Here is a 21929-nt window from a genome sequence, read left to right as displayed (position 1 = left end):
CTTTTTTTTTGCCTTCACTGAGCGACAAGTATTTTAACGAGGTTTGATCCGAAAGAATGGAGCCCATGAAATATATAGTTTGCTTGTTTGGAGCATGAATTTTTAAATCAGATCAACGGTTGTATTAGCAATCCTTATTATCGGAGGTTTGCCTTGGTTATTGGATTTTGTTGATATTTGAAACTTGTCATTTAGAATCTATTTATGTTCGGACTTTTCTCAAAAGATAAAAAAGAATCACTCGACAAAGGACTGGAGAAATCCAAGGATAACTTTTTCGGTAAACTCGGAAAAGCTCTTGTAGGAAAGTCTACTGTAGATGATGAGGTTTTAGATAACCTGGAAGAAATTCTGGTGTCTTCCGATGTGGGCGTTGAAACAACACTGAAAATTATAGAGCGCATTCAGCAACGTGTAGCCCGCGATAAATACTTAGGAGCATCCGAACTCGATAGAATTCTAAAAGAGGAAGTGGCATCTCTTTTATCTGAAACTAACTCGAAGGAGATTCAGGAATTTGAAACCCCTGCCGACAAAAAGCCCTATGTAATTATGGTTGTGGGCGTAAACGGTGTCGGCAAGACAACTACGATAGGAAAGCTATCGGCTCAATTCAAAAAGAAAGGTAAAAATGTATTGCTCGGTGCAGCCGATACATTTCGTGCAGCAGCAGTAGATCAACTGAAACTTTGGGGCGAGCGTGTAGGCGTACCGGTTATTGCGAAAGGTATGAACACTGATCCTTCAGCCGTTGCTTTCGATGCCGTAAAAGCTGGTGTCGATCAGAATGCTGACGTCATTATTATAGATACTGCAGGAAGACTTCATACAAAAATCAACCTGATGGCGGAGCTTACCAAGATTAAGCGCGTCATGCAAAAAGTTATACCAGATGCTCCTCATGAAGTACTCCTGGTATTGGATGGAAGCACCGGCCAGAATGCTGTGATCCAGGCAAGAGAATTTACCAAGGCTACAGAAGTTACGGCACTTGCTATTACCAAACTTGACGGCACTGCGAAAGGTGGCGTTGTTATTGGAATTTCTGATGAGTTTAAAATTCCAGTAAAATATATAGGTGTTGGAGAGAAAGTAGATGACCTTCAAATATTCGACAAGAACGAGTTCGTAGACTCGTTGTTTAAGCGAAACTAATCTCACTATTTTTTAGTGGCGGGCGGCACTGGAGTTTTTCTCACAGGTATCCTGAAGAATATTTGGTAGTTAAAGCCCCAGGTAGATTCTTTATCCGTGCGACCATAGCCAGGCACATCGCTGGGGACCATTTCACCGGTTTCGTTCGTGCTTAATCCGAATTTGAAGCGAGCGGTATAGCCCATCCATATATACTTCCACATCTTTACACGAAGTCCTGTCGTCAATTCAAACCAGTGACCCCTTACATTCGTATTATACAACTCTTTATCAAGCGAGCCCCATATTTCATCTTCAACACCTACGATTCTCATGTGCTCGGAGAATGTGGATTGACCATAACGTCCTCCTATAAAGAACATATTTTGTTCAGGATCCTTTGTGAGGAAATTAACATCTACACCAGCTCTGAAATAATTCCCTGAATTATCGTAATCGCCGTTATCACCACCATACGTTCTTGCCCAGTGTCCATAATCAACTGCGAGAAAAAAGCGATTGAAGTCAACATCCGCATTTACCTCCCATCCATTGAAGGTCTTACTGTAAAAATTCCGTGCGATAGAAAGAGCATCAGTACCAATCCTAATTCCCGTTGGTTTATAGCTTTTCTTTTCCAGCGAATCAATCTTCGTGGATGACGAATCGTTTTGCGCGAACACAAATGTGCTGCAGAAAACCAGGAGCAATATGTTAATTGACTTCAACTGCAATGTTTGTAACGGCTGGAAATTTAACATCATTCGTTATGAGTACATCGGTGTCTCCACCTTCCAATAAATTTACCAGATCAGAATATATCACTTGTGGACCACAACCGGGAAATAGCGTATCTAAAGTAGTAGTATAACTCACAGATATAGTATCAGCGGCCCGATCGGCTTCCGTATAAGTAACAATAAACTGAGTGCTGTTCACGCTTGCGCTAGGATTCAGTGGAAGCTTCACTGTACTGGTTGTATCGCCTGCATAGTAAATATCAGAAGAATAATTTGTAGTGATACTTTTAATATGTACAGCCGTTGCTGTCGTAGTGCCCGGTCTTCTGAAAACAACCTGCGTGAGATTTGTTTCGGGGCACCGCATCAATTTAACATTAACCACTGCAGGATCCTGCAATGCTTCGAGCCGATCATCATCACTATCCAATGCTATAGATGCAGTATCAAAAGTCGTAGCTGCATTTGCAAAATCTATTTTTAAGCTATCTATAAATTTTTGGTTGCCACACTGCTTGTAACGTTCTACTTCAAAGATCCTATAGGTCAACCTTAGCTTTCTGACCGAATCTGCTAATCCAAAATCATCTGCAAAATCAAAGGTATAGGTGGAGAATTCCTGGGTAAGATTAACCGGAAGATATAGTGTGGATGCTGTTTGATCTACATAAAAATTTTCACCACTGAAATCAGCTGTTACGCTATTGAATATAGTACTGCGTGTAGTGGCCGACTGAGTAGCCGTTCCTGTTATATAGAGTTGCTGCAGGGTGAGTCCAACCATGCCAACCTTCGGGCAGCGATATATAGCAATATTAGTTCCTCCGCTTTTTGTAGGCGTAGTGTTTACAAGCCTGATGGAATCAAATGAATGGCTTGCTACATTGAGGTCCGACAAGATATAGCGTGAACCACAGTCATCTGAAACGTATTGTATTTTTGTGCTGTAACTTAACTTCAGTGTATCCTTGCTGCCATCACTTCTGGTAAAGAAAATATCTGTACCTGTTGCTGTATAATTCAGTGGCAATGAAATGCTGGTGGCAGTGTCAGCGGTGATTGCGCTGGTACCCGAGAATGATATTTCCGTTGCCTTCAGGGTATCGGCAACCGTAGAGCCCATCACATGAAAAGAGATGCCTAAAAAATTATTATTGAGTTGAAAGCAATCCGGATCGTCCAGGCACGAGGCAGCCAGAATAATGAAAGCGATGAACCAGCTCGTTTTTCTCATAGTTTTTGCGGTCGTAAAGATAGTTTAACGCCCCAAAGCCCAAATTCTGTGCCCATTTATTTTTAGTACTTTTGCATTCATAACAGAAACCCCAACGTAGCAAACATCGAAATCAAGGTCAAAATCATTCTTTCGGATATTTCTCCTTTTGAATTATTGAAACCTGATTGTTGTTTGAAAACGCAAGTGGTGATATAATTTAAATGAAGACAAAGGGTAACAAGAAAACAAAGGTCAATATTGTAACACTGGGCTGCTCCAAAAACCTGGTGGACTCAGAAGTACTATTGACTCAACTGCGTGGAAATGGAATTGAGGCGGTCCACGAATCAAAAGAAGACGATGCCAGCGTTGTGGTTATAAATACCTGCGGGTTTATCGATAACGCCAAACAGGAATCTATCGACACTATTTTACGCTATGTAGATGCCAAGGAAGAAGGCATTGTTGATAAAGTCTATGTTACAGGTTGCCTTTCGCAACGCTATAAAGATGATCTTGAAAAAGAAATTCCAGATGTCGATGCATGGTTCGGCACACGCGATCTGTCGCGCATTCTGAAAGTTTTTAAAGCTGACTACAAACACGAATTAGTGGGCGAACGGATTCTTACCAATCCCAGTCATTATGCGTATCTGAAAATTTCGGAAGGATGCGATCGTCCTTGTTCCTTCTGTGCTATTCCGTTGATGCGTGGTGGCCATATTTCCAGACCCATGGAAGAGCTGGTGCTGGAAGCTAAAAACCTAGCAAAGAATGGTGTAAAAGAATTACTTCTCATCGCGCAGGATTCTACTTATTACGGTTTAGATCTTTATAAAAAGAGAAATCTGGCCGAGCTTCTCCAACGACTTTCCGATGTTGAAGGTATAGATTGGATTAGACTACATTATGCATTCCCTGCGGGATTCCCCATGGATGCTCTTCAGGTAATGGCCGAGCGCTCAAACATCTGTAAGTATATTGATATACCTCTTCAACACGGATCAACACGTATGCTGCAACTTATGCGCAGAGGTATAACACGTGAAAAAACTGAACAATTGTTGCAGACCATTCGCGAGAAAGTTCCGGGTATAGCAATTCGTACAACGATGATTGCTGGCCACCCGGGAGAAACCGAAGCTGACTATCATGATCTTTTAAACTTTATAGAAAAGTCACGTTTCGATCGTCTCGGAGTTTTCGGTTACTCACACGAAGAAAATACACACTCTCATTCTATGCCGGATGATGTTGCCGATGATGTAAAACAACAGCGTGTTGACGAGATCATGGAACTTCAGCAAGGCATCTCCCTTGAACTCAATCAACAGAAGATCGGAAAGATTTACAAGGTATTGGTTGATCGCAAAGAGGGTGGCGAATTTATAGGCCGCACAGAATTTGATTCTCCCGAAGTTGATAACGAAGTGATTATCCATAGCCCTGAAAATTATTTGCGCGTAGGCGATTTCGTTACTGTAAAGATCAAGTCAGCAACGGAGTTTGATTTGACCGGAAGCATTGCGGATTGATCTGATTTAATCTTTTCGTTTAGAAGGCCATACACATTCATCACCATACTATATATCCAATAGTATGGTTTAACATTTCATTAACAAATTCGCTATAGCAGGAAGGTCGTTCATTAAAAAATACAATCTCCTGCCATAACAATTTGCTAAACTTAATACCGGAAATTACCGTTATTCGACTTGTGAATTCACGTACCACCAATCCGTGTTCCTGACTTATGCAGCTTGAGAAAATCTCCTTCGCTGAAACGCGATCCTTCAGTTCTTTTTTCCTGGATTACATTCAACAAAAAGAATCTCTTAAGCCCTTCTATCATCACTTTCCACTCATTGAAAATTTCAAAGGTCAACTTGCTGAAAAAGGTAAATCGTTTTCAACTCAGACCCGAAATACATTGGTTGAAGTATTGGAACAGCAATACACTTCGACACCAGCCATTGATGCTGTACAGCAAAATATAAAGGCACTGAAACACGAAAAGACCTTCACAGTTGTAACAGGCCATCAGCTGAATATCTTTACCGGTCCGCTGTATTTTATATATAAGATCATTACCGTCATCAATACGTGTAAGCAATTGAAGGCACGTTATCCTGAATATAACTTTGTTCCTGTATACTGGATGGCCTCCGAAGATCATGACTACGATGAGATAAAGTATTTCAGACTCTACGGTAAAAAGTATGCGTGGGGCACAAATCAGAAAGGCGCTGTCGGCAGGTTCTCGACTAAAGATTTATTACCGCTGCTGAATGAAATTCCCGGAGACATTTCTCCTTTCAAAGAGGCATATACTAAAAATAAAACGCTGAGTGAAGCTGTCCGTCATTATGTTAATGCACTGTTTGGCGATGAAGGACTTGTAGTGATTGATGCCGATAACCCTAAACTCAAATCTGTTTTTAAAGAGGTAATCCGACAAGATATAGTTGCCAATTCTACAAAGAGCCTGGTAGACAAAACGAATGCAGCACTAGAAAACAACGGATATAAAATACAGGTATACTGTCGTGATATAAATTTCTTTTATCTCGATGGAAGTCTGAGAAGCAGGATTGAAAAATCGGGAGATAAATATCAAGTAGTTGATACGGATATTTCCTTCTCTGCGGATGAAATAAATGAACTGATAGAAAAGCATCCCGAACGGTTTAGTCCCAATGTAATTCTAAGACCACTATACCAGGAAATGATTTTGCCAAATCTTGCTTATGTAGGCGGTCCGTCCGAAGTAGTATACTGGCTTCAGTTGAAAAGCGTATTTGAAAAATTCGAAACGCCATTCCCGGTTTTGATGCCGCGTAATTTTGCGATGGTAATGGATCATACCGTTGTTCGCAAGTATGAGAAGACAGGCCTCGAACTAAAAGATCTGTTCGAAGAGAAGAACTATATATTCAATCATTGGGTATTAAAACATTCACCTCGTAATCTTACGGTAGGAGCAGAACGAAGCCAGGTTCTTGAAATATTTGAGACGCTAAAGAAAAGATCGGACGCTATCGATAAAACCTTAACTGCCTATATAGCTGCTGAAGGTAAACGCGCATTGAATAGCCTCGAAAAAATAGAACGGAAACTGCTCCGTGCTGAGAAGCGATTGCATACGGATAAGCTTCGTCAGATAGAAAGTATAAAAGATACATTGTTTCCCAATGGCAGCCTGCAGGAACGAACAGACAACTTCCTGAACTTCCACCAGCAAGACGCTGCGTTCATTCAAAAATTGAAAGAGCTATTTGATCCGTTTGATTTTCGATTCAATGTTATTTCTTACGAAAGCCAGCTTTAAATTTGAATATGACAAAGGCTGAACTCCGAAAAGTATATCTTCAAAAACGAAAATCAATTTCAGAAGCAGAATACGGGCAGCTCAATTATCAGTTGTGTGAAAATTTCTTCGCGCATGTCGATCTATCGTTCATAAAAGTGTTACATACATTTATACCGATTGAAGAGAAACGCGAGCCCAATACCTGGCTGATCATAGACCGTATCCGGAGAGAGTTTCCGCACATAAGACTATCTATACCGAAGATCAATACAGAAACCGGAGGGCTTGAAAATTTCTTTTTCGAAGGACTGCACCAGCTTCAAAAAAATATATGGGGCATCCTGGAACCGAAGCAAGGGGTACCTACAGAGTCAGAAAAAATTGATATGGTATTTGTCCCGATGTTAACCTTTGATACCAAAGGTAATCGCGTAGGCTATGGCAAAGGGTACTACGATCGCTTTCTATCAGAATGCAAACCTTCATGCAAAAGTGTTGGTCTCTCACTTTTCGATCCTATAGAATATATAGAAAATGTAGAGGCCCACGATATACCTCTAAACATCTGCGTTACTCCCAACCAGGCTTTCAGTTTTCAATCTTAAGCTCGAAAGTTTCTATACTATTGATGGTTCCTGTTGACTCAGGCAATGGAAAGATCCAAGGCCCCAGATTATATCAACAGAGTCAAGGCCTATAACTTTGCGATCTGAAAAAGTACTTTGAATAATCTCAAGCGCTTTGTCATCGTTCTTATCCCGAAAGGTAGGAACTACAACATATTTATTGCTGATATAAAAATTAGCATACGATGCAGGCAATCGCATATCTTCATATACTATAGCTGCAGGCATTGGCAATTCAACAACGTTCATCTGCTTTCCATTCTCAAGTCTGAGTTTATGAAGCTGTTTTAAGTTCTCTTGCAAAGGCTCATAGTTCTCATCACTTTTATTCGTTTCCACAACGGTGACAACGGTATCTTCATTTACAAAACGCGTAAGATCGTCAATGTGCCCATCGGTATCATCACCAATAATACCATCACCCAACCAAAGTATATTACTTACTCCATAGTAGTTATACAGGAACTCTTCGATTCGCTTTTGATCAAGATGTGGATTACGATTTTCATTTAATAGACAAGATGTTGTCGTGAGTAATGTCCCTTTGCCATTGAATTCAACAGAGCCGCCTTCCATAACAATCCCCGGGTATACTACCGGAATGTCATAATGTTTAGCAATTAACGTTGGGATATTATCATCGAGATCGAATGGAGGATATTTACCACCCCATGCGTTATAACCCCAGTCCACTATAATTTTCTTCTGCTCTGCGTTGGGGTTCAGCAAAAATGCAGGGCCATGATCACGACACCAGGCGTCATTCGTGGGATGAATAAAGAATTGAACGTTATTCAAATCCGCACCCGCTTCCTGAACATAGCGCAGTGCCTTCTGCTTCATTGCCTCGTCAACAACGTTGATATTTACCTTTTCTCCTTCTGCTACCAGTTTTATAAACTGCGCATATACCGGATATATAGTTTCAATCTTTCCAGGCCACGAAGCTTCCTTATGAGGCCAGCTCAGCCACGTTGCATCATGCTTAGCAAACTCTGCAGGGAAAAAATAGCCGAGATGTTTTGGAGTCCGAAAGTCGGAAAGTCCGGAAGACGGAAAGTTTGATTCGTTGCTCATTATAATGTTTAGTCTCTCTTACTTAAGAGTATTTCGAAGGCTGTTGATCATGACCAAAAGCTCTTCGCAATATTTGTAAAGTTCTTTAAACTCTTCCTGAGAAATATATTTTCTTCTTGCGGCAAGATGTAGACATCCTACGACTTCTACATCTGATCGAAGAGCATATCCTAAAAACTTACTGAATTCTGCATTTGACTGACCTGTTGATCCCTCCGCTATATTTAAAGAAACTGAATCAGCAGCTCTTTTAAATTGAGAAGTTAATATATACATCTCATCCTTAGGAAACTTCTTTACCAGTTCATTCACTTTTTCAGAAAGATCTGCGGCCTTTTGCCAAACAATAAGTTTCTCAAATTTAAATCCCATATACGTTAAATAGCTAACGGTATTAATTTCATTTACACAACAACTGTCTTTCGGACTTCCAGACTTACCGTCTTACGGACTTAATCTTCATCTATAAACCGCTTCGTAATTGGCTGATACGAATCAATTCTGCGGTCGCGCAGGAATGGCCAGTGCGTTCTGTAGCGATCGGTTTGGTCGAGATCAATTTCTTCTACATGTACTTCTTCCTGATCATGTGATGCTAAATATAGCAGCCGTCCAAATGGATTCGAGATAAACGAACCGCCCCAGAATTTCATCGCTCCGTTTTGTTCAAAGCCAACACGGTTTACACTTACAACGTGAAGGCCATTGGCTACAGAGTGACTGCGCTGAATGGTTTGCCACGCGTTATACTGTTCGGAGTTGGTAGCTTCATCTTGTGACGTAGCCCATCCGATCGCAGTCGGGTAGAATAAAATTTCTGCACCCATCAGCGAAGTAATACGCGCTCCTTCCGGATACCATTGATCCCAGCAGATGAGAACGCCTATTGTAGCAAACTTGGTTTTAAAAACTTTATAGCCAAGATCGCCTGGCGTGAAATAGAATTTTTCAAAGTAAGCCGGATCATCCGGTATATGCATCTTGCGATACTTGCCGAGGTATGTACCATCTGCATCAATCAACGCAGTTGTATTGTGATATATACCTTGTGTACGTTTTTCAAAAAGTGATGCAATGATCACAACGCCAAGTTCCTTGGCAACACCGGATAGGGTCTCCGTTGACGGTCCTGGAATTGGTTCTGCTAATTTAAAGTTCTCGTAATCTTCTACATCGCAGAAGTATAGCGAACGAAAGAGCTCTTGCAGGCAAACGATCTGCGCGCCTTTTGCGGCAGCTTCACGGATTTTCTCGATGGCTTTTGCCAAGTTCTGATCCGGGTTTTCTGTGCATGACATCTGCACGGTTCCAACTTTCACTTTTTTACTCACGTGTGTTCAGCTTTTAATGGTTGCAAAATTAGGAAGTAATTCGTGTTCCAAAAATCATGATTTACTTCCGATATGCATAAAAAGAAAACCCTCCGAAAAAGTTCAGAGGGCTTCATATTAGCGTCAGACTAAGAAAGTACTTTGCTTATGCTTCTTGTTCAATGTGAACAAACGATTCATCTTTTGCTTCCAGATTGGATGATCCCATCAACCACGTATCGACAGCACGTGCTGCTTCGCGTCCTTCAGAGATTGCCCAAACAACGAGCGACTGACCTCTGCGTACATCGCCTGCAGAGAAGACGCCTTCCTGCGTGCTCATGTAGTTTGTAGTTTTGATGTTGCCGCGCTCATCGAGCTCAAGCTTCAGCTCATCTACAAGGCCACCTTTTTCAGCACCAACAAATCCAATGGCTAACAATGCTAACTCACAAGGAATCACTTTTTCTGATCCTGGAATTTCTTCGAAGCCCATTCTTCCTTGCGCATTCAAACCCCACTTGATGTCAACCGTTTTTAATCCTGTAAGACGACCGCTGTTATCCCCTATAAATTCTTTGGTGAGAATTGCCCATTGGCGATCAACCCCTTCTTCATGTGAAGATGAAGTGTTCAGAATCATCGGCCACAGCGGCCATGGATTTGATTCTTCATTACGAGTTAACGGAGGCTTGGCCAGCAATTCAATTTGTGATACTGATTTTGCTTTATGACGATTTGATGTGCCGACACAATCTGATCCGGTATCACCACCACCAATCACCAATACATTTTTATCCGTAGCTAAAATTTCTTCCACGAAAATATTATCACCAGCACCACGCTTGTTCTGCTGTGATAAAAACTCCATCGCGAAGTGTACACCTTTCAATTGTCTTCCTGGTATAGGAAGGTCGCGTGGTGCCGAAGCACCTCCACACATTACAACAGCATCGAACTCGTCTTGCAAATGCTTCGCGCTGATGTTTACACCTACGTGCGCGTTTGTGCGGAACACAATGCCTTCCTGTTCCATCAAGCGAAGTCTTCTGTCAATGACATGCTTCTCTAATTTGAAATCAGGTATACCATAGCGAAGAAGTCCACCGATCCGGTCACTGCGTTCAAATACAGTTACCCAATGACCAGCTTTATTTAATTGTGCAGCAGCAGCAAGTCCCGCAGGACCTGACCCTACAACAGCAACACGTTTACCGGTTCTTTGCTTGGGAGGTGTCGGTTTGAGATAACCTTTTTCGAATGCCTGTTCAGCGATTGTCTTTTCTATATACTCAATCGTAACAGGTTTATTGTTAATGCTCAGTACACAGCTTGCTTCGCAAGGCGCAGGACAAATCCTTCCTGTAAATTCCGGAAAGTTATTCGTGCTGCTCAGTATTTTGATAGCCTCTTCCCACTTGCCATTATATACTGCATCGTTAAAGTCAGGTATATTATTTCCCAGTGGACAACCGTTGTGGCAAAACGGAACGCCACAATCCATACAACGGGCGGCCTGCTGTTTTACCTTCTCTTTGTCAAGCGGGTTATATACTTCCTTGTAATCTTTTATACGTTCTTTTGGATCACGTGATTTGGGCATCTCGCGATCAAATTTCATAAATCCATCTATCTGTCCCATGTCTCGTTGCGTCTGTTATTGGTGATTATTTTTTAAGAAGTGCTGGTGCTGCTGGCGTAACCTTGCCGTTAACAGCCTGGCGTGACTGCGCTTTTTGTTTTTGAATGACAGCCTTGTAATCACGAGGCATCACTTTTACAAAAAGATCACTGGCAGTTTCCCAGTTCTCGAGCACCCACTCGGCAGGATCACTGCCGGTATATTTGTGATGCTTTTCGATCATGGCTTTTACTTCTGCCTTGTCTTCATCTTCCAGCGTTTCAAGATCCACCATTTCACGGTTACACAAACGCTCCAATGCATTTTCAGGATCGAAGACATACGCTATACCACCACTCATACCAGCTGCGAAGTTCTTACCTGTTTTACCAAGAATAACAACACGGCCACCGGTCATATACTCACAAGCATGGTCGCCTACACCTTCTACAACGGTCGTTACTCCGGAGTTACGAACGCAGAAACGTTCACCTGCCTGACCTCTTATATAGGCTTCACCAGATGTAGCTCCGTAGAACGCTACGTTACCAATGATGATATTGTCTTCAGGTTTAAAGGTTGCTTCCTTATCAGGATAGATAATCAGTTTAGCACCTGATAAACCTTTTCCAAAATAATCGTTCGCTTCACCTTCAAGTTCGAATGTTAACCCAGGTGCTCCGAACACAGCAAAGCTTTGTCCTGCAGAACCCTTGAATTGAAAATGAATAGTATCTTCCGGTAAGCCTTTGCCTTTATACTTCTTCGAAATTTCATTCGAGAGTAATGCTCCGACAGAACGATCTATATTGTGAATGATAAACTTCTCTTGTACCGCTTCTGCATCATCGAGTGCAGGACGTGCGGCCTCAACAAGTTTCCAGTCGAGTACTTTTTCAAGTTCGAAATCTTGTTCGATCTGCTTATATAGTCCGACACCCTCGCGCGCACTTTCCTGGTGAAGTATAGGAGAAAGATCAAGCTTCTTCACTTTCCAATGTTCAACATCCTGACGAACGCGCAGCATATCCGTGCGTCCGATCATTTCATTTACTGTTCTGAAACCAAGCTCCGCCATATTTTCACGAAGATCCTGTGCCAGGAAGCGGAAGAAATTTACTACGTGATCAGGATCACCTGTAAACAGCTTGCGCAGATCAGGATCTTGAGTAGCTATACCTACAGGACATGTATTCAAGTGACACTTCCGCATCATGATACATCCTTCTACGACCAGGGCTGCCGTTGCAACACCCCACTCTTCAGCACCCAGCATAGCAGCTACAGCTATATCTTTACCAGTACGGATCTGTCCGTCTGTTTGCAGTGTAACGCGACTTCTTAAATTATTTTTTACCAGTGTCTGATGTGCTTCTGCTAAACCAAGTTCCCAAGGTAAACCTGCGTGACGCATGGAGCTGATTGGCGATGCACCGGTTCCGCCATCGGCACCAGAAATAAGAATAGCATCAGCCTTCGCTTTGGCAACACCGGCCGCAACGGTACCGACACCCGCTTGGGATACAAGCTTCACATTGATACGCGCCTGACGATTGGCATTTTTCAAATCGAAAATTAATTGCGCTAAATCTTCGATTGAGTATATATCGTGGTGAGGAGGAGGTGATATCAAACCAACACCCGGTGTTGAGTGACGCACACGACCAATCCATTCATCTACTTTATGTCCGGGAAGCTGACCACCTTCACCAGGCTTTGCGCCTTGTGCCATTTTGATCTGCAACTCATCGGCATTCGATAGATAGTAACTTGTCACACCGAAACGTCCGGAAGCAACCTGCTTGATAGCAGAACGTTCCCAGTCGCCATTTTCTTTTTTCTCATAGCGGATCTCATCTTCTCCACCTTCACCGCTATTGCTTTTTCCGCCAATGCGGTTCATCGCTATAGCGAGTGTTGTATGCGCTTCAAATGATATAGATCCGAATGACATAGCACCGGTAGCAAAGCGTTTGAAGATTTCTTCTACAGGCTCTACTTCACTCAATGGTATAGCGTTGCGTTTCTTAAATTCAAACAATCCGCGGATCGTTAACTGATCACGGGTTTGATCGTTTATCTTCTGAGCATATTTCTTATACTGCTCATAGTTGTTGGTCTTCGTGGAATACTGAAGCAAGTGAATTACTTCAGGACTAAACATGTGTTTCTCGCCTCTGCGTTTCCACTGATATATACCACCGACCTGAAGTTCTTTCGCTTCGTTTTCAAAGGCAAGGCGATGACGAACCAATACTTCCTGTGCAAGGTCATCGAATGACAAACCTTCGATGCGGCTGATCGTGCCACGGAAACATTTTTCCACTACATCGCTGCCTAATCCTACGGCTTCAAAAATCTGTGACGACTGGTATGATTGCAGCGTGCTGATCCCCATCTTCGACATTACTTTCAGCAAACCGTTTCCTATAGCTTTCTGGAAATTTGCAAACACTTCTTCATCGGCAAGCGGCTTGTAGAACATGCCGTGCTTGTTCATTGAATGTATAGTCTCCAATGCTATATATGGATTCACGGCACTGGCACCATACCCGATGATGGTTGCAAAGTGTTGAACTTCCCACGCATCACCTGCTTCTACAACAAGACCAGCTTGTGTACGAATACGTTTTTCAACAAGGTATTGATGAACGGATCCTACTGATAATAGTGAAGGGATGGGTGCATATTCATTGCTAATCTTTCTGTCGGAAAGAATTAATATCTTCTTGCCGGCACGAACTGCTTTCTCAGCTTCACAACAAATACGTGTTATACTTTCATCGAGTCTTCCAGGTTCACCATCTGCTTTGAACACACATTGAATTACTGCGTATTCAAAACCCTGATCCTGCAAGTGTTTTAATTTTTCAAGATCTTCATTCAGCAACACAGGTTGTGAGATGTGTATCTGGCGTGTATGCTCTGGTGTTTCATCCAACACGTTGAAGCTTGCACCGACACGTGTGAAGAGAGACATCACCAATCGTTCACGGATCGGATCTATAGGAGGGTTACTTACCTGAGCAAAATGCTGTTTGAAATAATTAGAAATGTGACGGCTTTCTTTCGAAAGGACCGCGAGCGGAGTATCATCGCCCATGGAGCCAATCGCTTCATAACCTTTTTCGGCCATTGGAAGGATGACCGTCTTTACGTCTTCTGTAGTATATCCGTAAGCATTCTGGCGTTGGATCAATGTCTTCTCATCGAAGCTTGTCTCAACCCATTCAACTTCCGGCTCAAGACGAAGCTTGAGGCGATTCTGAATGATCCAGTTATAGTATGATTTCCCTTCGTAAACGGAACGCTTTACTTTTTCGTCATCGAGGACTTTACCTTTTTCGGTATCGATCATCAACATCTTACCGGGTGTGATGCGTCCTTTTTCGACAATATCTTTTGGATCTATAGTCAACGCGCCTGCTTCTGATGCTGCAATCACACGACCAGAACGTGTAACGCAATAGCGAAGTGGACGAAGTCCGTTACGATCCAACGTAGCGCCTATGCGCACACCATCGGTAAACACCAATGCAGCAGGACCGTCCCACGGCTCCATCATGGAAGCATGATATTTATAAAATGCTTTTCTGTGTGGATCCATCAGTTTGTTATCCTGCCATGCTTCCGGCACAAGCATCATCATAACGTGAGGAATCGTGCGGCCTGACAACACCAGCATTTCAACCAGTGCATCGAGGTTAGCAGAGTCGGAACCATCCGGGCTTGTAATTGGCAAAAGCTTTTTCAACTCTTCGTCTGTAAACATAGTCGACTTGAAGAGTGCTTCCTTCGACTTCATTTTGTTTACGTTACCACGAATGGTATTGATCTCACCATTGTGCGCTATATACCGGAAAGGCTGTGCTAACTTCCAGTTCGGAAATGTATTCGTAGAGAAACGCGAGTGAACCAGCGCCATCGCTGTTTTCAAACGTGTATCCTGAAGATCATTGAAATATATTCTTAGTTGCTCTGTACGAAGTTGTCCTTTGTAAACAATAGTACGCGCAGAAAAACTGGTGATATAAAATTCCTTGTTATTACCTTTTACTGTATTGGCAACAATGTGCTGAGAGTAATTGCGCAGTATAAAAAGTTTTCGTTCGAAGGCATCGCCCACAACAGTTTCATCTGTTGGCTTCACAAACACCTGCTCGATGACAGGCTCAACTTCCGCTGCACCCGGACCTGGCACACTGTGATCTACCGGCACAACGCGGAAGCCGATCAGATCAAGGCCAAGTTCTTTGATGTTCTTACGCAATACCTCGCGGCAAGCATTGCTTACTTTTTTGTCGCGTGGGAAGAAAACCATACCAACGCCATACTTGCCGGGAGCCGGGAGCTCGAAGCCAAGGCGTTTCGCTTCTTCAACAAAAAAATCATGGGGGATTTGAATCAGTACACCCGCGCCATCTCCTGTCTTCGGACTGCTGCCTTTGCCTCCGCGGTGTTCCATGTTTTCAAGCATGGTGAGCGCGTCAAGCAAATTCTGGTTCGTTTTTGTGCCATTGATGTTAGCGACAAAGCCGATACCACAGGCATCGTGTTCCAGTTCTGGGGTGTACAAACCACGGCTGGTTGTTTCTTTCATCTTTCTTTCTGGTTAGTTGTCTGGTTGTAAATGGGTGTGTAAAATTCCGTTTAGGGCAAAACGGAGCCTATAAAAATAGAGATAAAACAGAAGAAATATTTGGCAAAGTAAGAAAGAGCAGAATTTTTGGAATCTTTTCAGATTTGATTCAAAACATTTTAAAATGTAAAAAACGAACACGATTGCACCATGTCCAATTTTGAAAAATTCAACAATTACAGAAAACGGTTGAAGTATTTGCAACGATCTTTACCAAGTATGAATTGAATTTTGTGTTCTTGTTAACTTTTCTTCACTCCGCGCACCATTTCCTTTTTTCCGGGTGGACCAGCCAATGTTTCAACGACTAATCCCAATGATTTCAAGTCACGTTTTAGCTGGCCTTTTGCACAATACGTAACGAAGACACCGTCAATTTTCATCGCGTCAACCACCTTTTTCAAAACATCAATCTCCCACATTTCGGGTTGCTTGTTTGGAGCAAAGGCATCAAAATATATCAAATCAAAACCTGTCGATAAATCCGCTTGCTGCAACGTGACGTTTCGTTTTTGCAGCTCAAAGTTCGGAAGTATATATGTCGCACTGTTCCATGGAGCCTGATGAAGTTGATCAAATTTTTCTTTCAGTCCCACTGAATCTATATAGTTCAGCTTCGACCAAATCTCCTCCGGAATCGGATACGTCTCCAACGAAGTATAGTGAATAGAATTCGGAATTTCCTGTGCACGTTGAAGAGTGAGCAACGCGTTGAGACCTGTACCAAACCCAACTTCAAGTATAGCTATATCCGTTGCATTTTGTCTTCGGAGGAAATAATCAAGCCCCTCCTTTATAAAAACGTGAATGGATTCCTGAACGGCTCCATGCCTGGAGTGATACGTTTCATCTAGTTCCGTATTCAACAATGAATGAGAGCCATCCGATGTAGTAATTATTTCTATGCCCATGAGATGACTATGCGATTTTATTGTACCATATATATATATATTCCTCCTTGCAGAAGCTCACGATATTGAAGTTACTCTTTCGTGATCAACGCAACCGCTGAAGCATTAACGCCCTCTTCGCGGCCAACGTATCCAAGTTTTTCATTGGTAGTTGCTTTGATCGACACATCGTCTTCCGAAATATTCATGAGCGGTGCCAACACTTTTTTCATTTCATCAATGTGAGGATTTACCTTGGGACGTTCAAGACAAATGGTGCAGTCTACATTTCCGATACGCCATCCTTTTTCGTGGAGCATGTTTGTTACTTCCTTCAGAAAAAATTTGCTATCCATACCTTTCCAACGGTTATCCGTATTGGCAAAATGGAAACCGATGTCGCGGAGGTTAGCCGCGCCAAGCAGGGCATCGCAGATAGCGTGAATTAAAACATCAGCATCGGAGTGTCCAACGGCACCTTTACTGGCAGGAAGTTTAATTCCACCCAACCAGAAGTCTCGTCCTTCTTCGAGCTCGTGTACATCGAAGCCCATTCCTACTCGTATCTTCATCTTACTTTAGTCTTGTTACTGATTTGATGCAGAGCACAAATGGCTCCAGGCAATGCATGCAAAGTTGCACAAAGTATATTTATACTCCCATCCTTATTTAATAAAAACACTGGATGGATATTTTACTTTCACAAGATATAGGCCGTGAGGCGGAACATTGGCGCCTGCCTTTTTTCGATCGCGGACTTGCAGTATAGCTTCAAATTCCTTTAGAGAAATTTTTTCGGTGCCTACATCCAGCAATGTTCCTACGGTTGCCCGTACCATTCCCCTTAAAAAACGATTGGCGGTAATTGTAAATTCAAGCGAGGCTCCATGCGCTTTCCATTCCGCCTTTTTTATATCGCACAGAAAATGATTTACATCTGTTTTTACTTTACTGAAACTCTCGAAGTCATGTGAGCCGAGCATCGAAGAAGCAGCTTTATTCATTAAGTCAATATTTACACTCTTGAAATAATATAAAGCGAGCCCTTCAAGAAAAGGATTTTTTGTGCGTGTGATTCTGTAAATATAGGTACGCTCAACAGCATCGTAACGTGCATGTGCATCGGGCTTCACCTTGTGGATAAAAGGAATTGCTATATCCTTGGGCAAAAAGGAATTTAACTTTTGTATAAGCGTATTGGTATCAAATTCCTTTTCAATATCAGCATGAAAAAATTGTTGCTCACAATGAACACCGGTATCTGTTCGTCCGCTTCCTACTATTTTAATTTCTTCGCGTAGTAATTTAGTAAGCGCATTTTCTACTACGGTTTGCACACCCAACGCATTATTCTGGCTTTGCCAGCCATTGTAGTGACCACCGTTATAACTTATTTCAAAAAAGTAACGCATGAATTCAAAAGCTGAAGAGAGAAATAAAAAGGAGAAAGCAAGATATATAGATAGAATTCTGCTGTCTGAAAAATCTCGGTGTGTTCATGATTGCAAAATTACTTTTTCCCTGCTATACTTTTTCAAAAATAATTGCAGCACCCTGTCCGACACCAATACACATCGTTGCCAACCCATACTGTATATTTCTTCTTCGCATTTCGTACAGCAAAGTAGCGCTGATCCGCACACCGCTGCAACCAAGCGGATGGCCTATAGCAATAGCCCCACCATTTACATTTACATTTTCTGGATTAAGATCAAGATCGCGAATACAGGCTATAGATTGAGAGGCAAACGCTTCGTTGAGTTCCGTTAATCCGATGTCTGTAATTTTTAATCCGGCACGTTTCAATGCTTTTTGTGCAGCCGGTACAGGCCCTACTCCCATATAGGCAGGATCAACACCAGCAATGGCAGTCGAAACTATTTTTGCCAGTGGAGTAAGGTTGAATTTCTGAAGTATATCTTCCGTTACTAACAAGCACGCAGCAGCACCATCATTTATACCGGATGAATTTCCTGCTGTTACCGTACCATTCTCCTTGAAGGCAGGCTTCAACGAACTCAACTTTTCAATAGTCGTGGTACGCGGGTGTTCATCTTTTTCAAAAAGGAAAAATTCATCTTTTGATTTAGGCACCGGCACGATCTCTTCTTTAAATTTCCCTGCTTGATTTGCCTGCTGATATTTTACTTGTGATTGAAATGCAAATGCATCTTGTTCTTCACGACTCACCTTCCATTTCTCCGCTACATTTTCTGCCGTCTCTCCCATCGAGTATGGATGATATAGTCTGGAAAGTTTTGAATTGATAAAACGCCAACCAAGTGTCGTATCGATCAACTCCTGTTTACGCGCGAACGGCTCTTCTGATTTTGCCATCACAAAAGGAGCGCGACTCATACTTTCAACACCACCGGCTATATACATATCGCCATTGCCCGTCATGATGCCTTGAGCCGCCTGCATAATCGCCTGCAAACCCGAAGCACACAACCGGTTTACAGTTACTCCGGCAACTTCCACAGGCAAGCCTGCGAGCAACAACGCCATACGGGCAACATTCCGGTTATCCTCCCCTGCCTGATTTGCAGCGCCAACAATTACATCTTCAATCAAACCTATATCTATGGATGGATTTCGTTTCAGCAATTCACGAATAGCATGAGCCGCCAGGTCATCGGGTCGTACAGACGCCAACGCTCCGCCATATTTACCAACCGGTGTACGCACTATATCAACAATATATACAGACTTCATAGGCATCATCGTTCATGGAAACTTAACCAACTAACAAATCCGGATTTGTTTAAGCTTTGATATAACCTCCGGGAATGCTACATATCTGTTTTGAAAGTAGCGGGTTAAATTTTTCTTTTTACTTTTGCCGAGCTTATAACAAAGTAAGCAAGTTAACGCAACAAGCACATGTGGCAAAGAATTCAAACGGTATTTCTGGCGATCGCCATTGTTAGTTTAGTCGCAGCAATCTTCTTACCGATCTGGGTCTTTCAGGATCCTTCCGGCAAATCGCATGAGCTGTATGCACTGCACTATAGCATCATTGAAAATGGCGCACGCAACACTACATACTTTCCTTATTCTATAACTGCCATCTTGTTGATTGCTGCTGCAACGCTGGCTTTTCTGGAGATCAGAAAATTCAAAGACAGAATTACGCAAATAAAAATGGGGGCGCTGAATTCGCTTATCATCGCTATAGCCATGTGCGCTGCCGTTTACTTTGGCACCACAATGATTAAAACATTTCAAGGTGGAAAATATGGATTTGGACTTTGGCTCCCGGCTATTGCTGTAGTCTGCAATTGGGTGGCGATCCGGTTTATCAAGCGCGATGAAAAACTCGTGCGCGATTCAGATCGGCTTCGGTAATGCTGCCATCCTGACACGCTTATCTTTCTGGAATAACATTTGAAATCCTCGCCATCGAGGATTTTTTATTTAAAAACCGTTTAAAACCTGACAACTATGGCAGAAACAGCAGAAGTACGAGAAAAAGGTACGATCTCCATTCACACGGAGAATATTTTTCCAATCATTAAGAAGTTCCTTTATTCTGATCATGAAATATTCCTGCGCGAGTTAGTGTCGAATGCAGTAGATGCCACGCAGAAACTTAAAAAGCTTTCTTCTATCGGTGAGTTCAATGGTGATCTTGGCGAGCTTCGTGTTGAGGTAAGTTTCGATAAAGATAAAAAGACCATCACCGTAAGCGATAGAGGTATCGGTATGACGGGCGATGAAATCAAAAAGTATATCAACCAAATCGCTTTTTCGGGTGCAGCAGAGTTTGTAGAAAAATTCAAAGACAAAGGTGATGCAAAAGACATCATCGGGAAATTTGGACTTGGATTCTACTCGGCTTTCATGGTGGCGGATAAAGTTGAAATCGTGTCGCGTTCATTTAAAGCCGCTGAGAATGAAGCAGCGCGTTGGGAATGCGATGGCTCAACGGAGTTTGAACTTACCTCTACAACCAAAAAAGATCGTGGTTCAGATGTCATCCTATATATCAACAGCGAGTCTGAAGAATTTTTAGATGAGTGGAGACTGAAATCTATACTTGAAAAATATTGCAAGTTCCTTCCGGTAGAAATCAAATTCGGCACAAAAGAAGAAAGTGTTGAAGATGGTACCGATGAAGAAGGTAAACCTAAATTCAAAAGTGTTACTGTTGACCAGATCATTAACAACCCTGCTCCGCTTTGGGCAAAGTCTCCAAGCGAGTTAAAGGATGAAGATTATCTGAAATTCTATAAGGAGCTATATCCTTTCTCGGAAGAACCGTTGTTCTGGATTCACCTGAACGTTGACTATCCTTTTAACTTAACCGGTGTTCTTTACTTCCCAAAAGTGAAGAATGATTTCGAGTTACAACGGAATAAAATACAGCTATACTCTCGCCAGGTATTTATTACCGATGAAGTAAAAGATGTAGTGCCTGACTTCCTGATGCTGTTGCATGGTGTATTGGATTCTCCGGATATACCGCTGAACGTATCACGCAGTTACTTACAGAGTGATGCCAACGTAAAGAAAATCAGCCAGCACATTACTAAGAAGGTTGGTGATAAATTACAGGAGCTCTTCAAAAAAGATCGTGCTGACTTCGAGAAGAAGTGGGACGATATCAACATCTTTGTAAAGTATGGAATTATCAGTGATGAAAAATTCTATGAAAAGGCTAAAGACTTTACGCTATTCAAGAACGTAGACAAGCAGTACTTTACCTTTGAAGAATACAAAGAGAAGGTGAAGCCGAACCAAACAGACAAAGACGGCAACATCATCTATATATATACTTCTGACCCTGGCAAACAAGACAGCTTTATTCAGGGAGCAAAAAATAAGGCGTATGATGTGATCTTGCTGGACGGAGTATTGGACAGCCATTTCATTAACACGCTGGAACAAAAACTCGAGAAGACACAATTAAAACGTGTTGATAGCGAGACTGCCGACAAGCTTATCGATAAGGGTGAAAAAATCGAAAGTGTATTAAGCACTGAAGAGCAGGAACAGATTAAAGGTGTATTTGAAAAAGCTATCAACAATAAAAACTTTTCAGTTGCTATTGAACCGATGTCGCCTAACGATCTTCCTGTAGTGGTTACGATGAGTGAGTTTATGCGCAGGATGAAAGACATGGCGAAGACAGGCGGAGGCGGTTATGCCTTTATGGGTGCTATGCCTGACAATTATAATGTAGCCATAAACGGAAATCACGCGATCACACAAAAAATTCTGAAAGCAGAAGGCGATGAAGCTAAAGCTAAACTTGCAAAACAAGCTTACGATCTTGCACTCCTTTCACAAAACCTGTTGACGGGTGCAGATCTTACGAACTTCATCAAACGAAGTGTTGAACTGGTTTCGTAACGAATAAGATT

17 protein-coding genes are annotated in these 21929 nt (G+C 42.2%); 6 read left to right on the top strand and 11 right to left on the bottom strand.

The window, feature by feature from the left end:
* Positions 1-204: 204 nt before the first annotated feature.
* The gene (gene ftsY, locus B5Y40_RS17190; RefSeq protein ID WP_079688011.1) at positions 205-1155 is read left to right on the top strand and encodes a signal recognition particle-docking protein FtsY; all 951 of its coding nucleotides are present in this window, start codon (positions 205-207) and stop codon (positions 1153-1155) included.
* 5 nt (positions 1156-1160) lie between these two features.
* Here ftsY and B5Y40_RS17185 read toward each other — a convergent pair whose 3' ends face one another.
* Positions 1161-1862, bottom strand: a complete 702-nt coding sequence (locus B5Y40_RS17185; RefSeq protein WP_143785801.1) for a DUF6048 family protein — start codon at positions 1860-1862, stop codon at positions 1161-1163.
* Positions 1849-3108 (bottom strand): DUF6452 family protein, encoded by a 1260-nt coding sequence (locus tag B5Y40_RS17180; RefSeq protein WP_079688009.1) that lies wholly within the window; start codon positions 3106-3108, stop codon positions 1849-1851. The genes B5Y40_RS17185 and B5Y40_RS17180 overlap by 14 nt, the downstream gene beginning before the upstream one ends.
* 203 nt (positions 3109-3311) lie before the next feature.
* Here B5Y40_RS17180 and rimO point away from each other — a divergent pair, with 203 nt between their 5' ends.
* The 3 genes from rimO (at position 3312) to B5Y40_RS17165 (ending at position 7005) form a co-directional block, all read left to right on the top strand.
* On the top strand, positions 3312-4625 hold the full coding sequence (rimO, locus tag B5Y40_RS17175) for a 30S ribosomal protein S12 methylthiotransferase RimO (protein ID WP_079688008.1): 1314 nt from the start codon (positions 3312-3314) through the stop codon (positions 4623-4625).
* A gap of 218 nt (positions 4626-4843) precedes the next feature.
* On the top strand, positions 4844-6418 hold the full coding sequence (bshC, locus tag B5Y40_RS17170; protein ID WP_079688007.1) for a bacillithiol biosynthesis cysteine-adding enzyme BshC: 1575 nt from the start codon (positions 4844-4846) through the stop codon (positions 6416-6418).
* Positions 6419-6426: 8 nt separating this feature from the next.
* Positions 6427-7005 carry a 5-formyltetrahydrofolate cyclo-ligase gene (locus tag B5Y40_RS17165; protein ID WP_079688006.1) on the top strand — a complete coding sequence of 193 codons (579 nt, stop codon included), beginning with the start codon at positions 6427-6429 and terminating at the stop codon, positions 7003-7005.
* A 12-nt stretch (positions 7006-7017) separates the two neighbouring features.
* Here B5Y40_RS17165 and B5Y40_RS17160 read toward each other — a convergent pair whose 3' ends face one another.
* From B5Y40_RS17160 to B5Y40_RS17120, 9 genes are all read right to left on the bottom strand, one after another.
* Entirely contained in the window at positions 7018-8103 is a 1086-nt protein-coding gene (locus B5Y40_RS17160; protein ID WP_079688005.1) for an agmatine deiminase family protein, read from the bottom strand.
* 18 nt (positions 8104-8121) lie between these two features.
* Positions 8122-8475, bottom strand: coding sequence for a four helix bundle protein (locus tag B5Y40_RS17155; protein WP_079688004.1), 354 nt, complete (start codon positions 8473-8475; stop codon positions 8122-8124).
* A gap of 80 nt (positions 8476-8555) precedes the next feature.
* The gene (locus B5Y40_RS17150) at positions 8556-9434 is read right to left on the bottom strand and encodes a carbon-nitrogen hydrolase (RefSeq protein WP_079688003.1); all 879 of its coding nucleotides are present in this window, start codon (positions 9432-9434) and stop codon (positions 8556-8558) included.
* Between the two features lie 145 nt (positions 9435-9579).
* The gene (locus B5Y40_RS17145; RefSeq protein ID WP_079688002.1) at positions 9580-11055 is read right to left on the bottom strand and encodes a glutamate synthase subunit beta; all 1476 of its coding nucleotides are present in this window, start codon (positions 11053-11055) and stop codon (positions 9580-9582) included.
* A 25-nt stretch (positions 11056-11080) separates the two neighbouring features.
* Positions 11081-15634 (bottom strand): glutamate synthase large subunit, encoded by a 4554-nt coding sequence (gene gltB, locus B5Y40_RS17140; RefSeq protein WP_079688001.1) that lies wholly within the window; start codon positions 15632-15634, stop codon positions 11081-11083.
* Positions 15635-15915: 281 nt separating this feature from the next.
* Entirely contained in the window at positions 15916-16584 is a 669-nt protein-coding gene (gene mnmD, locus B5Y40_RS17135; RefSeq protein WP_079688000.1) for a tRNA (5-methylaminomethyl-2-thiouridine)(34)-methyltransferase MnmC2, read from the bottom strand.
* Between the two features lie 71 nt (positions 16585-16655).
* Positions 16656-17135, bottom strand: a complete 480-nt coding sequence (gene ispF, locus B5Y40_RS17130; RefSeq protein ID WP_079687999.1) for a 2-C-methyl-D-erythritol 2,4-cyclodiphosphate synthase — start codon at positions 17133-17135, stop codon at positions 16656-16658.
* Between the two features lie 93 nt (positions 17136-17228).
* Complete coding sequence (gene truA, locus B5Y40_RS17125; RefSeq protein ID WP_079687998.1) at positions 17229-17975, bottom strand: tRNA pseudouridine(38-40) synthase TruA; 747 nt, start codon at positions 17973-17975, stop codon at positions 17229-17231.
* A gap of 112 nt (positions 17976-18087) precedes the next feature.
* Entirely contained in the window at positions 18088-19278 is a 1191-nt protein-coding gene (locus B5Y40_RS17120; RefSeq protein ID WP_079688479.1) for a thiolase family protein, read from the bottom strand.
* Positions 19279-19446: 168 nt separating this feature from the next.
* Here B5Y40_RS17120 and B5Y40_RS17115 point away from each other — a divergent pair, with 168 nt between their 5' ends.
* Both B5Y40_RS17115 and htpG read left to right on the top strand, forming a co-directional pair.
* A complete protein-coding gene (locus tag B5Y40_RS17115) occupies positions 19447-19911 on the top strand; it encodes a DUF4293 domain-containing protein (protein WP_079687997.1) in 465 nt (154 codons plus the stop codon).
* A 96-nt stretch (positions 19912-20007) separates the two neighbouring features.
* A complete protein-coding gene (gene htpG / locus B5Y40_RS17110; protein WP_079687996.1) occupies positions 20008-21918 on the top strand; it encodes a molecular chaperone HtpG in 1911 nt (636 codons plus the stop codon).
* The last annotated feature ends 11 nt before the right edge of the window (positions 21919-21929 follow it).

This window comes from Ohtaekwangia koreensis, assembly GCF_900167975.1.
GTDB lineage: Bacteria > Bacteroidota > Bacteroidia > Cytophagales > Cyclobacteriaceae > Ohtaekwangia > Ohtaekwangia koreensis.
This window is presented reverse-complemented; position numbering and strand designations above follow the sequence as displayed.